Genomic DNA, 12,356 nt, shown 5'->3' on the forward strand with positions numbered 1-12,356 from the left:
CCCCATGGGGGTGCCACGCGATCTTGTCGCGAGGCTGTCACGGCACTTGTCACGCCCGTTGTCACGGGGCCCTTGTCACGCTGTCACGCCCCTGCTGACCTGTAACTCCCACCCCCGACCCCCGGCCGTGACACGCGACTTGTCACGGCCCCCTAAAAAGGACCCGTCCGCGGCCGTGGCGCTCGCCAGCTGGCGGACGTGGATCAGCCCGCTCGGGGAGCTGTAGCTGTACTTTGTTGCTGTACGACATGCAAAAAGGCCACCTCCGAAGATCGGAAGTGGCCTTCTAGCTGGGTCGGGGTGGCGGGATTTGAACCCACGACCTCTTCGTCCCGAACGAAGCGCGCTGCCAAGCTGCGCTACACCCCGGTGCACGCCGTCCTGCACGTGCTTGGAAAAGTCTAGCGGACTCCCAAGGTGGTTGTGACCGCCTTTATCGCCGGGGCACCAGGGTGAGGAGCGTCGCCTCCGGGAAGCAGGCGAAGCGGGCCGGGGCGTACGGCGAGGTGCCGAGGCCGGCCGAGACGTGCAGCCAGGCGCTTTCGTGCCGGCTGAGGCCCTTCACCCTGCCCCGGTCGATGCCGCAGTTGGTGACGAGGGCGCCGTAGAACGGGATGCAAAGCTGGCCGCCGTGGGTGTGGCCGGCCAGCAGGAGCTGGTAGCCGTCCGCGGCGAAGAGGCTCATGTTGCGGGGCTCGGGGGAGTGCATGACGCCCAGGCGGAGGTCGGCGTCCGCGGGGGCCGGGCCGGCCACGAGGTCGTAGCGGTCGCGCGAGATGTGGGAGTCGTGGATGCCCGCCACCGCCACGTCCAGGTCGCCCACCTTGATGCGGGCCGTGGTGTTGTTCATGTCGAGCCAGCCCTCGGCGGCCATGCCCGCCCCCAGCTCCTCCCAGGGCAGGCTGGGGACGTGCTGGCGGCGCTCGTTTTTGGACGTGCGCCACAGGTAGCGTGCCGGGTTCTTGGGCTTCGGGGCGTAGAGGTCGTTGGAGCCGTACACGAACAGGCCCGGGCGGGACAGCAGGGGCTCCAGGGCGTGGAGGAGCGACGGGACGGCCTCCGGGTGCGCGATCGAGTCGCCGGTGTTGACGACCAGGTCGGGCTCCAGCGCGCCCAGGGAGCGGACCCAGTTGATCAGCATCGTGCGGCGCGGCGTCAGGTGCAGGTCCGTCAGGTGGAGGATGCGCACCGGACGCTGGCCGTGCTCCAGCACGGGTACGTCGAAGCGGCGCAGGCGGAACCAGTTGCGCTCCACCACGGTGGCGTAACCCAGCCCGGCCAGGCCGAGACCGAGCATGGACAGTGGCACTGCGACGGCTTTCCTCACGTACTCATGATGCCCGACATCCGGCGCGGGGCGCCCGCGTAGTCCGCGAGACGGCAAGATGGAGCGCATGAGCGCATTGAAGGACAAGCTGAAGGCCGATCTGACGGCCTCGCTGAAGAGCCGTGACGAGGTACGCCTCCGGACCGTCCGGATGGCACTGGCCGCGGTCAACGTCGAGGAGGTCTCCGGCAAGGCGGCCAGGGAGCTGACCGACGACGAGATCATCAAGGTCCTCACCAAGGAGGCCAAGAAGCGGCGCGAGGCGGCGGAGGCGTTCGGCAACGCGGGCCGGGCCGAGCAGGCTCAGGCGGAGCTGGACGAGCAGGCGGTGCTGGAGGAGTATCTGCCGGCGCAGCTGTCCGACGAGGAGCTGGCCGCGCTCGTCGACGCCGCCATCGCCGAGACCGGCGCCTCCGGGCCGCAGGCCATGGGGCAGGTCATGAAGGCCGTCAATCCGAAGGTCGCCGGACGGGCAGAAGGCGGCCGCGTCGCCGCCGCCGTCCGCGCACGGCTGGCCGGCTAGCTAGTTGAGCGTGAGCCCGGCCAGGCGGCTCTGAGAGGCCTCCTCCCGCAGCGGGGGAGGCCTCAGCGCCCTCAACCTCAATCAAGGCTCTAAAGCACCCTCAGCGCAGTAACGGCCCAAAGGCGCCCTCAGCCGGCCGGGGTGATCGGGCCGGCGTCGCCGCCGCGTCCCCGTCCGTTGCCCGGCCCGCCATCGTCGCCACGCCCGCCGTCGTCAGGGGGCCCGCCCCAGCGATCGTCGCCGTCGCCCGGGTCGAAGAGGTCGAACGGATCCCCGTCGCCCCCGGGCCCCTCGTCCTTCTCCTTCTTCGGCTTGGGCGCGCAGCTGTCCGTGCACCCGCCGAACCGCGACCGGTCCACCGGCGCGAACTCCGTCGGCTCGATCCCCTTCAGGGCGTCCATCATGGAGTCCTTCCAGATCCGCCCCGAGATGGACGAGCCGTACACGTACGAGTAGTACTGGCCGCCGATGGTGATGCCGATCAGCTTGTGCGCCGAAGTGCCGCGCGGGTCGCCGATGCTGACGGCGGAGGACAGGTTGGGCGTGTAACCGGCGAACCACGCCGACATGTAGTTGTCGGTCGTCCCGGTCTTACCGGCCGCGTCCCGGCCGATGCCGCCCACTTCGGTCATCGTGCCCTTGGTGAAGACGCCGGACAAGATGCCGGTGACCGCGTCGGCGACATCCTCGTCCAGCACCTGCGAGCACTTCGGCTTGTACTGCTTGGCCTTGCCGTTCCTGTCCTTGATCTCGGTGATGGCCAGCGGCTTGCAGTATTGCCCGCGCGAGGCGAACACCGCGTACGAGCTGGCGATCGTCACCGGGTCGACCTCGTTGACCCCCAGCGTGAACGTCTCCACCTCCGACAGCTTCTGCCCGTCGGCCCGCTTGACCCCGAGCTTCTTGGCCATCTTGACGACGTCGCAGAGCCCGACCTCTTCCTGCAGCTTGACGAAGAACGTGTTCACCGAGCCCCAGGTGCCGGTCTCCAGCGTCTTGAAGCCGCCGCCGCCCTCACTGGAGTTGCGCACGGTGTGGGACGGGTCGCCGACGTTCTGGCCCTTGCAGTTCTTGAACGAGCTGTAACCGCCGGCGGTGTAGCCCGAGGGGGCAGGGAAGCCGTCGCTGTACTTCAGGCCCTCCTCCAGCGCCGCGGCCAGCGTGTAGACCTTGGCCGTCGACCCCTGCTGGAACCCGCGCCCGCCACCGTGTGCCCCGTCGGCCACGATGTTGTAGCTCATCTCGTTCTTCTTCTTGCTCTGGCCGAACGTCCGCGAGGCCGCCATCGCCTTGATCTCCCCGGTGCCGGGAACGACCATGGCCTGCGAGGCCACCGGCTTGTCCTTGGAGCTCACATAGTCCTTGATGGCCCGCTCGGCGGCCGCCTGCATCTTGGGGTCGAGCGTGGTCTTGATGCGCAGACCGCCCCGCTGGAGCAGCTTCCTGCGCTCGTCGGGGTCCTTGCCGAACTCCTCGTTGTTAAGGATTTCGTACTGGACGTAGAGGCAGAAGTACGGGTATTTGCTGGCCTCACAGCCGCCGGACACCTCGGTGTCCTCGTAGCCCAGCTTCTTCTCCTTGCCCTCGGCCGCCTCCTGAGGGCTGATCTTGCCGAGCTTGGCCATCGTGTCCAGCACGAGGTTGCGCCGCTCCAGCAGCCGATCGCGCGACTCGGGGCCGACGTTGGGGTCGGTCCTCGCCGGGTTCTGCACCGCGCCTGCCAGCGTGGCGGCCTCGACGAGGTCGAGCTCGGAGGCGGGCTTGTCGAAGAAGCGCCTGGACGCGGCCTGGATGCCGTGGGCGCCGGCGCCGAAGTAGGCGATGTTGAGATATTTCTCGAGGATCTGGTCCTTGGTGTACTTCTTCTCGATCGCCATGGCGTAGCGCAGCTCCGCCAGCTTGCGGGAGAGCGTCGGCGCGATGGCCGCCTGCTGCTCCTCCGGCGTCTCGGCCTTGTTGACCAGCACCTGCTTGACGTACTGCTGGGTGATCGACGAGCCGCCCTGCATCACGCCGCCGCTGGAGAAGTTCTTCAGCAGCGCTCTGGCCGTTCCCTCCACGTCGATCGGCCCGTGCTGGTAGAAACGGAAGTCCTCGATCGCGATCAGCGCCGTACGCATGATCGGGGCGACCTGGTCGAGCCGCACGGACTGACGGTTCTCGAAGTAGAACTGTGCGATCCGCTTGCCGCCCGCGTCGAGTAGTTCGGTGCGCTCGGGCAGGGGAGGTTCGTCGAGGTCTTCGGGCTTGAGGTTGAGCCCTTCCACCGCGCTCTTCGCGGACACCCCGGCACCGCCGACGGCGGGCAGGGCGACGGCGGCCGTGAGAACCCCGGCCGCGGTCCCGGCGATGATCAGTCGCAGGACGCTGAGTATGGGGTTGGAGCGATCTTTGCGCTGCGCTTGCACGCTACCAAGAGTACGTCGAAAGCCTGATGTTAACGGTAGCCGCGCGCCATTTCACCTTGACTGGCGGGGGTGACTAGTCATTCCCGGTCAAGACTACGCCGAGAAATTGGTCCTCTGGGGTCTGTCGGCCCGAACGGGTAGTTGCGTACGTTCTCCTCTGCGGCAACTGAATACGGAGGCTCGGCGCCCGCGCCCGTCGGCCCCAAATGACGACTGACCACCTAAGGGGAGTGGGGTCGAAAAATGTGGATCACGGATTGGACCTCCCGTGCCGCCTGTAAGGGTGCGGATCCGGATGCCCTGTTCGTGCAGGGCGCCGCGCAGAACAGGGCAAAGCTCATCTGCCGGGGTTGCCCGGTCCGCACAGAGTGCCTCGCCGATGCGCTGGACAATCGCATCGAGTTCGGGGTCTGGGGCGGTATGACCGAACGGGAACGGCGTGCGCTGCTTCGACGGCGGCCCGATGTGGACTCGTGGCGTGAGCTGCTCGAGTCCGCGAAGGAAGAGTACGAACGCACGAATGAGCTGATCGCGGGCTGATCCAGGCCCGCGAGCGAAGTACGGCCGGCGCCGCCCGCCGGCCGTACTTTTATAAGCTCGCCAGCAACTCCCCGATCTGCCGCAGACCGGCCAGATCGTGGACGTCCTCGGACATGGCGCGGACCTGTGCCACAGGCACGGTGGGATGAGCCGAGACGAAATGCTCCCGCTCGCGACTTTCGCGGGCGGTGAGCTGCATCCGCCCGGCGTGCAGCCGCAGCACGGCGGCGGTCAGCTCGTGTTCGCCCCTGGACTCCAGGTCCTCCGCTGCGGCGGCGCTGCGAGCCGCTGAGAGCGCGGTGGCGGGCGCCATGTGCACCCGGTTGACCACCAGGCCGGCCAGGGGCATGCGCTCCTCAGCGAGCCGCTCGACGAAGTAGGACGCCTCCCGCATCGCGTCCCGCTCGGGCGCGGCCACGACGAGGAAGGCCGTACCAGGCGCCTGCAACAGCCGGTACGTCATCTCCGCCCGCTGCCTGAACCCGCCGAACACGGCGTCGAGCGCGGACACGAACGTCTGCAGATCCTTGATCACCTGCGCGCCGAGCAACTTGGTCATCGCCCCGGCCATCAACCCGAACCCGGCGTTGAGCAGCCGGAACGCGTTGCGGCCTCCGGCTTTGGCGGGCGCGGTCAGCAGCCGGATGAACCGGCCGTCGAGGAAGCGCCCGAGCCGCTCGGGCGCGTCGAGGAAGTCGAGCGCGGACCGCGAGGGCGGTGTGTCCACGATGATCAGGTCCCACTCGTCCGAGCGGCGCAACTGGCCCAGCTTCTCCATGGCCATGTATTCCTGCGTGCCGGCGAAGCTGGAGGAAAGGGACTGGTAGAAGGGGTTCGACAGGATCTGGCGGGCCCGCTCAGGGTCGGCGTGCGCCTCGATGATCTCGTCGAACGTACGCTTCATGTCGAGCATCATGGCGTACAGCTGGCCGCCGTCCGGTGACTCGCTGACCAGACGCGGGGTGTTGTCCAGCTCGGTGAGCCCCATCGACTGGGCGAGCCGCCGCGCGGGGTCCACGGTCAGCACGACCGCGCACCTGCCCCGCTCGGCCGCCCGCAGCCCGAGCGCCGCCGCGGTCGTGGTCTTACCCACGCCGCCGGCGCCGCAGCAGACGATGATCCTGGTGCCCGGGTCGTCGATGATCGCGTCGATGTCGAGTGCGACGGACTTCTTCACGCTGCTCCTTGCGTGCGCATGCTCTCTGCCAGCTCGTACAGGCCGGCCAGGTCCACGCCGTCGGCCAGCAGCGGCAGGTCGTAGCCGGGCAGTGCCGCCGTGGCCAGCGACTCCCGCTCGGCGCGCTCGAGCTCGGTGCGGCGGGCGTGCTCGGCCACCTCCTCCGCGAGAGCCTCGGCCAGGGCGGTGGCCTGCGCGCCGTCGGCCACCCCGGTCGCCTTGAGGCCGAGCGCGAGCTCCCCGGTGTCGAATCGGCCCTTGACAGCTGTGTCAAGGACCGACTGCGGGAGCAGCGACTCGCGTACCATATTGACGAAAATCCCGCCGGGCGGAAGTCCGGCGGAACGCAATTCGGCGACGCCGTCGAGGGTCTCCTGTACCGGCATCTCCTCCAGCAGGGTGACGAAGTGCACCGCCGTCTCGGGAGATTTCACGACCCCGTTGACCAGCTCGGAGTGGTTCTTGATCGGCCCGACCTTGGCCAGGCCCGCCACCTCCTGGGTGACGTTCAGGAAGCGCGCGATGCGGCCCGTCGGCGGCGCGTCGAGCACGACCGCGTCGTAGACCCGGCGGCCGTTCCTGGCCCGCCTGCGTACGGCCTCCGTCGTCTTGCCGGTGACCAGCACGTCGCGAAAGCCCGGGGCCACGGTCGTGGCGAAGTCGACGACGCCCATCTTGGTCAGCGCGCGCCCGGCCCGGCGCATCCCGTAGAACATCTCCATGTACTCGAGCATCGCCTCCTCGGGATCGATGGCGAGCGCGTAGACGTCGCCGCCCGATGGCGCCACGGCGATCCTGCGCTCCTCGTAGGGCAGCGGTGGCAGGTCGAAGATCTGCGCGATGCCCTGCCTGCCTTCCACCTCGACCAGGAGAACCTTGCGGCCGCCCGAGGCCAGGGCCAGGGCGAGGGCCGCGGCCACGGTCGTCTTGCCGGTGCCGCCCTTACCGGTGACCACGTGCAGTCGCACGCCGTCCCAATCCGTGTCCGGAGAGTCCACGTTTCGAGGCTACCGAACGGTCACTTGTCGGAACCCGACGGCCACCCTTTGAGATTGCTCACACCTCGCGGGAAAAGGGATCCGGCACCGCCGTCGTGACCAGGCGGGACGGCGGTCTGGCAGGCGGGTGGGCGGGTTTCCTGTGAGAAGGTTTCAGTCATGAAGAAATGGGAGTACCTCACGGCCCCGGTGCTGGTCCACAACACCAAGATGATCCTCGACAACTTCGGGGCCGACGGCTGGGAGTTGGTCCAGATCCTCCAGGGCGCCACGCCCGAGCAGCTCGTCGCCTATTTCAAGAGGGAGAAGCAGTGACCCCTGAGCAGAAGATCCAGGAGCTCGGCCTCACGCTGCCCGAGGTCCCGGCACCGGTGGCGGCCTACGTGCCCGCCGTGCGCACCGGCGACCTCGTCTACACCTCGGGCCAGGTGCCCTTCGTCGACGGCAAACTGGCCGGCACCGGCAAACTGGGCGCCGACCTGACCACGCAGGAGGGCGCGGCGCTGGCCCGCATCTGCGCGCTCAACGCCGTCGCCGCGGTCAAGTCGGAGATCGGCGACCTGGGCCGGGTCGTACGCATTGTCAAGGTCGTGGTGTTCGTGGCCGGCGATCCGTCGTTCGCCGAGCAGCCGCAGGTCGGCAATGGTGCCAGCGAGCTGCTGACCGAGGTGTTCGGCGACGCGGGCAGGCACGCGCGCAGCGCCGTCGGCGTGGCCGCGCTCCCGCTCAACGTGCCCGTGGAAGTGGAGCTGATCGCCGAGGTTTCCTAAGATCTCCTAAAAATCGCCCAGGGCTCCTAAAACCCGCCGAGGTCTCCTGAAAGCGGGATATGTCACCATGGCCGGGTGATGTTGTAAGAGGAGGTCATGTGACCGGGTTGCCGCTTCCAGCCGAGCTCGCCGCGCGGGCGCGGGACATACTCGCCGGACGGGCCGATCCGGTCCCCACGAGGGACGCCGCCACCGTGGTGATCCTGCGCGGCGGGGCTCGCGGGCCCGAGGTCTACCTGCTGCGTCGCAAGTCCACCATGGCGTTCGCGGCGGGCGCGTACGTCTTCCCCGGCGGCTCGGTGGACCCGCGCGACGCCGACTCCGCCGTGGCCTGGGCAGGACCGTCCCCGGCGGAGTGGGGCGCGGTGTTCCACGCCAGTGAGCAGGTCGCGCGCGGCCTGGTGTGCGCGGCCGTGCGGGAGACGTTCGAGGAGTCCGGCGTGCTGCTGGCCGGTCCCGGGCCTGACTCCGTGGTCGCCGACACCACGGGGGACGCCTGGGAGGCCGACAGGCTGGCGCTGATCGACCGGAGCCTGGCCTTCGCCGACTTCCTCGCGGGGCGCGGGCTGGTGCTCCGGTCCGACCTCCTCAAGCCCTGGGCGCACTGGATCACGCCGGAGATCGAGCGTCGGCGGTTCGACACCCGGTTCTTCGTCGCGGTGCTCCCCGACGGCCAGCGCACCCGCGACGTCGGCGGCGAGGCCGACCAGGTGGCCTGGCGGCGGCCCGCGGAGGCGCTGGAGCTGGCGCGCCAGGGGGAGATCTTCCTGATGCCGCCCACCCACCGCACGCTGAGTGAGCTTTCGGCGTACGACACCGTGGCCGGCGCTCTGGCCGAGCACCGGGAGATCGTGACGATCATGCCGAGAGCCGTGGAGATCGACGGCGAGATGCGGCTGGTGAACACATGAGCGGCCTGCACATCCCGATCGGCACGCCGGACGGATCCCGTACCGACCACGCCGAGAACCTCCTCGCGCCCAACCCCTCGATCATGACGCTCGACGGCACCAACACCTGGGTCGTCGGCGACGGGGACGAGGTGGTCGTGGTCGATCCAGGGCCTGACGACGAAGCGCATCTGCGCCGCGTACAGGACCATCTCGGCGAGCGCAGGGTCACCGAGATCCTGCTGACGCACGGCCACTTCGACCACAGCGGCGGCGCGCGGCGCTTCGCCGGGATGGTGCGCGCGCCCGTGCGCGCCCTCGACCCACGCCACCGGCTCGGCGACGAGGGGCTCGCGGACGGCGACGTGGTGACCGTGGCGGGCCTGGAGATCCACGTGTACGGCACGCCCGGCCACTCATTCGACTCGCTGTGCTTCTGGCTGCCGCAGGACCACGCGATGCTGACCGGTGACACGGTGCTCGGCCGGGGCACCACGATCATCGCCGGCGACGGCGGCCTGGCCGACTACCTCCGCAGCCTCGACCGGCTGAGGGCGGCCGCGGAGAGCCTGGACGCGCGGGCGCTGCTGCCCGGCCACGGCCCGGTGCTGCCCGACCCGATCGGCGCGCTCGACGGCTACATCGCGCACCGGCGCGAACGGCTCGACCAGATCAGGGCGGCGCGAGCACAGGGCGCGCGCACGCCGCGTGAGATCGTCCGCATCGTGTACGCCGACGTCGACCGATCACTGTGGGCCGCCGCCGAGATGTCGGTGCGGGCCCAGCTCGACTACCTGGACCGGTTGTAGAGCCGGTCGAGGTCGAGGATGACCACGGCCTTGGCCTCGATCCGCAGCCAGCCGCGCTGCGCGAAGTCGGCGAGCGCCTTGTTGACCGTCTCCCGCGAGGCGCCGACGAGCTGGGCCAGCTCCTCCTGGGTGAGGTCGTGGTGGACCCGCAGGCCGTCCTCGGTCTTGGTGCCGAACCGCTCGGCCAGGTCGAGCAGCTGCTTGGCCACCCGTCCAGGCACGTCGGTGAACACCAGGTCGGCCAGCACGTCGTTGGTGCGGCGCAGCCGCTGGGCCAGCGCGCGCAGGAGGTGGAGAGCCACCTCAGGGCGGCCGGTCAGCCAGGGGCGCAGGTCGTCGTGGCCCAGCCCGGCCAGGCGCACCTCGGTCAGCGCCGTCGCCGTGGCCGTGCGCGGCCGCGGGTCGAACAGCGACAGCTCGCCGAACATCTCACTCGGCCCCAGCACGCTGAGCAGGTTTTCCCGTCCGTCCGGCGAGGTGCGAGAGAGCTTGATCTTGCCTTCGAGCACGACGTAGAGCCTGTCGCCGGTCTCGTTCTCGTGGAAGAGCGTCTGTCCCTTGGACAGCTGGACCTCCGTGATGCTCGTACGCAGCGCCGCGGCGCTCTCGCGGTCCAGCGCGGCGAACAGGGGGGCCTTGCCCAGCACATCTTCGGTGTTCACTCTGCCTCCTCTGCTGCCATTGTGACTCACCCCACTCCGGGTGGCACACACAGGTTATGGGAATGCCAGAGTGGTCTGGCTCGTCGGCTTATGCCGAGGTGAGCCGCATCTCGGGGGAAAGGTACCCGACGCCCCTTTCGAGGCGGCAGCCGACCTCGGTTACCCGGCGCGCCGGTGGGTCCCGGACAGCAGGCCGTCCACCGAGGCGACCGCCGCCGCCACGGACTGGCCTAGCAGAACGCGCAGCACGTCCACGGCTTCGGGACGGCAGGCCGGGTCGGGGCGGCGGCACTGCTCCACCGCCAGTCTCAGTGCCGGGGGCAGGAGGGCGGCATCGCCGTTCGCGGCGCCGGTGGCCGCGAAGACCACCAGGTCGGCCCAGGCCCGTACGTCCTCGGCCGGGGCGCCGTCGTACCCCGTCCGCCAGCCGATGAGCACCTGGCCGCGGTTGCCGAGCGCCACGCTCTCCGGGACGAGCCGCAGCCCCGACGTGCCGCGCCCGTGCAGCTTGGCCAGGGCCGCCACGGAGCTCACCGCGAGCCGGTGCAGCGCCCGGCCGCGCAGCGGCCCTCCGTTGCGGACGAACTCCGTGAGTGTCGCGCCCTGATCGCCCATGGAGGGCCCCCTTTCACGCGTCAGGTTGTACGCGATCGGGCGGTCCCTGGTTCAACGGTTCCCCAAAGCTCCTACTCTTGCGACATGGCCAAGAACGCGGCGGGGCGCAAGCCGGAGACCCAGCTCGCACTGGTGCGGCGCGCGCGCAAGATGAACCGCATCCTCGCCGACACCTACCCCGACGCCCATTGCGAGCTCGATTTCGGCAACCCGCTGGAGCTGCTGGTCGCGACCATTCTGTCCGCCCAGTGCACGGACAAGCGGGTCAACATGGTGACCCCCATCCTCTTCGCGAAATATCCGGCCGTTGAGGACTACGCGGCGGCGGATCGTGGCGAGATGGAGGACATCATCCGCTCGACCGGCTTCTTCCGCGCGAAGACCAACAGCATCATCGGCATGGCCCAGGCGGTCTGCGAGCGCCACCACGGCGAGGTGCCCGGCCGGCTCAAGGACCTGGTCACGCTGCCCGGCGTGGGCCGCAAGACCGCCAACGTGGTGCTGGGCAACGCGTTCGGCGTGCCGGGGCTCACCGTCGACACCCATTTCCAGCGGCTGGTACGCCGCTTCGGCTGGACCGAGGAGACCGACCCCGTCAAGATCGAGCACGTCGTGGGCGAGCTGTTGCCCAGGCGCGACTGGACGATCTTCTCCCACCGGGTGATCTGGCACGGCCGCCGCATCTGCCACGCCCGTCGTCCCGCCTGCGGCGCCTGCCCGCTGGCCGCGCTCTGCCCCTCGTACGGCACCGGCCCCACGGACGCGAACGAGGCCGCGAAGCTCATCAAGTCCGGCCCCTTCTCCTGACCTTGGGAAGTGACCGGCGCCCCCGCATGTTGGAGGATGCGTGACCCAAGTGCCCGACTGGCTCCAGAGACTCGCGACGCAGGCCGAAAGTACGTCAGTGCCCCGATATCTGCGCCCGCCCGCCGGTGGGGGACGGCTCGCGGCGGTGCTCATGCTGTTCGGCGAGGGGCCGCTCGGCCCCGACGTGCTGCTCATCCAGCGCAGCACCCGCGGCCGCAGGCACGCTGGCCAGCCGGCCTTCCCCGGCGGGGGCGTGGACCCGGAGGACGGCGGCCCGGTCGAGGCGGCGCTGCGCGAGGCCGAGGAGGAGACCGGGCTCGACCCCGCCGGGGTCGACGTGCTGTGCACGATGTCCGAGCTCTACCTCAGCTACAGCGACAACCGCGTCACACCGGTGGTCGGCTGGTGGCGCGAGCCGTGCGCGGTGCACGCGGCCTCGCCCGACGAGGTCGACTCCGTCGAACGCGTGCCGATCGCCGAGCTGGTCGATCCCGCCAACCGGATCATGCTGCGGCATCCCAGCGGGCATGCGGGGCCGGCGTTCCGGGTGCGGGGGATGCTGGTGTGGGGGTTCACGGCGATGGTGCTCGACTCGGTGCTGCGCGCGGCCGGGCTGGCGCAGCCGTGGGACGCCACGCGGGTGGAGGAGTTGCCCCCGGATGTGGTGGACCTCGCCTCACGCGGCTAGCCCCGTTTTCCGCATGTCGAGGTAAGTGAAGATCGCTGGGTTTGCTGTGGTGATCGTTGCGCGGTATGACCTGGGCTGGTGAGACAGCGTGCGCAGTGGGGCCAGGCCAGTGTCGAGAAGATGCTCGGAGCATTACCGGTGG

General features: G+C 69.6%; 14 protein-coding genes and 1 tRNA gene. 8 read left to right on the forward strand and 7 right to left on the reverse strand.

Annotated elements, in window-relative coordinates; all coding sequences use genetic code 11:
- Window positions 1-295: 295 nt before the first annotated feature.
- Both ITP53_RS48845 and ITP53_RS48850 read right to left on the reverse strand, forming a co-directional pair.
- Window positions 296-369: transfer RNA gene (locus ITP53_RS48845), tRNA-Pro, on the reverse strand.
- A gap of 64 nt (window positions 370-433) precedes the next feature.
- The gene (locus ITP53_RS48850; protein WP_195902330.1) at window positions 434-1,297 is read right to left on the reverse strand and encodes a metallophosphoesterase; all 864 of its coding nucleotides are present in this window, start codon (window positions 1,295-1,297) and stop codon (window positions 434-436) included.
- A gap of 97 nt (window positions 1,298-1,394) precedes the next feature.
- Here ITP53_RS48850 and ITP53_RS48855 point away from each other — a divergent pair, with 97 nt between their 5' ends.
- Window positions 1,395-1,850 carry a GatB/YqeY domain-containing protein gene (locus ITP53_RS48855; RefSeq protein ID WP_195902320.1) on the forward strand — a complete coding sequence of 152 codons (456 nt, stop codon included), beginning with the start codon at window positions 1,395-1,397 and terminating at the stop codon, window positions 1,848-1,850.
- Between the two features lie 128 nt (window positions 1,851-1,978).
- On the opposite strand, the gene ITP53_RS48860 is transcribed toward ITP53_RS48855, so the two are convergent.
- Window positions 1,979-4,258, reverse strand: coding sequence for a transglycosylase domain-containing protein (locus ITP53_RS48860; protein ID WP_195902321.1), 2,280 nt, complete (start codon window positions 4,256-4,258; stop codon window positions 1,979-1,981).
- A 243-nt stretch (window positions 4,259-4,501) separates the two neighbouring features.
- Here ITP53_RS48860 and ITP53_RS48865 point away from each other — a divergent pair, with 243 nt between their 5' ends.
- A complete protein-coding gene (locus tag ITP53_RS48865; protein WP_020542548.1) occupies window positions 4,502-4,798 on the forward strand; it encodes a WhiB family transcriptional regulator in 297 nt (98 codons plus the stop codon).
- A gap of 49 nt (window positions 4,799-4,847) precedes the next feature.
- On the opposite strand, the gene ITP53_RS48870 is transcribed toward ITP53_RS48865, so the two are convergent.
- Entirely contained in the window at window positions 4,848-5,975 is a 1,128-nt protein-coding gene (locus tag ITP53_RS48870) for an ArsA family ATPase (protein WP_195902322.1), read from the reverse strand.
- Window positions 5,972-6,973, reverse strand: coding sequence for an ArsA-related P-loop ATPase (locus tag ITP53_RS48875; RefSeq protein ID WP_328818269.1), 1,002 nt, complete (start codon window positions 6,971-6,973; stop codon window positions 5,972-5,974). Before ITP53_RS48875 ends, ITP53_RS48870 begins: the two co-directional genes overlap by 4 nt.
- A 159-nt stretch (window positions 6,974-7,132) precedes the next feature.
- Between ITP53_RS48875 and ITP53_RS48880 the strand changes: the two genes are divergently transcribed.
- From ITP53_RS48880 to ITP53_RS48895, 4 genes are all read left to right on the forward strand, one after another.
- Window positions 7,133-7,288 carry a hypothetical protein gene (locus ITP53_RS48880; RefSeq protein WP_195902323.1) on the forward strand — a complete coding sequence of 52 codons (156 nt, stop codon included), beginning with the start codon at window positions 7,133-7,135 and terminating at the stop codon, window positions 7,286-7,288.
- On the forward strand, window positions 7,285-7,743 hold the full coding sequence (locus ITP53_RS48885; RefSeq protein ID WP_195902324.1) for a RidA family protein: 459 nt from the start codon (window positions 7,285-7,287) through the stop codon (window positions 7,741-7,743). Before ITP53_RS48880 ends, ITP53_RS48885 begins: the two co-directional genes overlap by 4 nt.
- Before the next feature lie 98 nt (window positions 7,744-7,841).
- Complete coding sequence (locus tag ITP53_RS48890) at window positions 7,842-8,654, forward strand: NUDIX hydrolase (RefSeq protein WP_407941399.1); 813 nt, start codon at window positions 7,842-7,844, stop codon at window positions 8,652-8,654.
- On the forward strand, window positions 8,651-9,442 hold the full coding sequence (locus ITP53_RS48895; RefSeq protein WP_195902325.1) for an MBL fold metallo-hydrolase: 792 nt from the start codon (window positions 8,651-8,653) through the stop codon (window positions 9,440-9,442). The genes ITP53_RS48890 and ITP53_RS48895 overlap by 4 nt, the downstream gene beginning before the upstream one ends.
- On the opposite strand, the gene ITP53_RS48900 is transcribed toward ITP53_RS48895, so the two are convergent.
- Entirely contained in the window at window positions 9,424-10,104 is a 681-nt protein-coding gene (locus tag ITP53_RS48900) for a Crp/Fnr family transcriptional regulator (protein WP_195902326.1), read from the reverse strand. The genes ITP53_RS48895 and ITP53_RS48900 overlap by 19 nt on opposite strands.
- 159 nt (window positions 10,105-10,263) lie before the next feature.
- On the reverse strand, window positions 10,264-10,719 hold the full coding sequence (locus ITP53_RS48905; RefSeq protein WP_195902327.1) for a hypothetical protein: 456 nt from the start codon (window positions 10,717-10,719) through the stop codon (window positions 10,264-10,266).
- Window positions 10,720-10,803: 84 nt separating this feature from the next.
- On the opposite strand from ITP53_RS48905, the gene nth reads away from it, so the two are divergent.
- Both nth and ITP53_RS48915 read left to right on the forward strand, forming a co-directional pair.
- On the forward strand, window positions 10,804-11,526 hold the full coding sequence (nth, locus tag ITP53_RS48910; protein ID WP_195902328.1) for an endonuclease III: 723 nt from the start codon (window positions 10,804-10,806) through the stop codon (window positions 11,524-11,526).
- A gap of 40 nt (window positions 11,527-11,566) precedes the next feature.
- Complete coding sequence (locus ITP53_RS48915; RefSeq protein ID WP_195902329.1) at window positions 11,567-12,214, forward strand: NUDIX hydrolase; 648 nt, start codon at window positions 11,567-11,569, stop codon at window positions 12,212-12,214.
- The last annotated feature ends 142 nt before the right edge of the window (window positions 12,215-12,356 follow it).

The sequence above is a fragment of the Nonomuraea cypriaca genome, from assembly GCF_015645445.1.
GTDB lineage: Bacteria > Actinomycetota > Actinomycetes > Streptosporangiales > Streptosporangiaceae > Nonomuraea > Nonomuraea cypriaca.

Bases quoted from the DNA above. Each gene is read 5' to 3' on its own strand.
- ITP53_RS48850 (WP_195902330.1), bottom strand. From the start codon at position 1,297: ATGCTCGGTCTCGGCCTGGCCGGGCTGGGTTACGCCACCGTGGTGGAG.
- ITP53_RS48855 (WP_195902320.1), top strand. From the start codon at position 1,395: ATGAGCGCATTGAAGGACAAGCTGAAGGCCGATCTGACGGCCTCGCTG.
- ITP53_RS48865 (WP_020542548.1), top strand. From the start codon at position 4,502: ATGTGGATCACGGATTGGACCTCCCGTGCCGCCTGTAAGGGTGCGGAT.
- ITP53_RS48880 (WP_195902323.1), top strand. From the start codon at position 7,133: ATGAAGAAATGGGAGTACCTCACGGCCCCGGTGCTGGTCCACAACACC.
- ITP53_RS48895 (WP_195902325.1), top strand. From the start codon at position 8,651: ATGAGCGGCCTGCACATCCCGATCGGCACGCCGGACGGATCCCGTACC.
- ITP53_RS48905 (WP_195902327.1), bottom strand. From the start codon at position 10,719: ATGGGCGATCAGGGCGCGACACTCACGGAGTTCGTCCGCAACGGAGGG.
- nth (WP_195902328.1), top strand. From the start codon at position 10,804: ATGGCCAAGAACGCGGCGGGGCGCAAGCCGGAGACCCAGCTCGCACTG.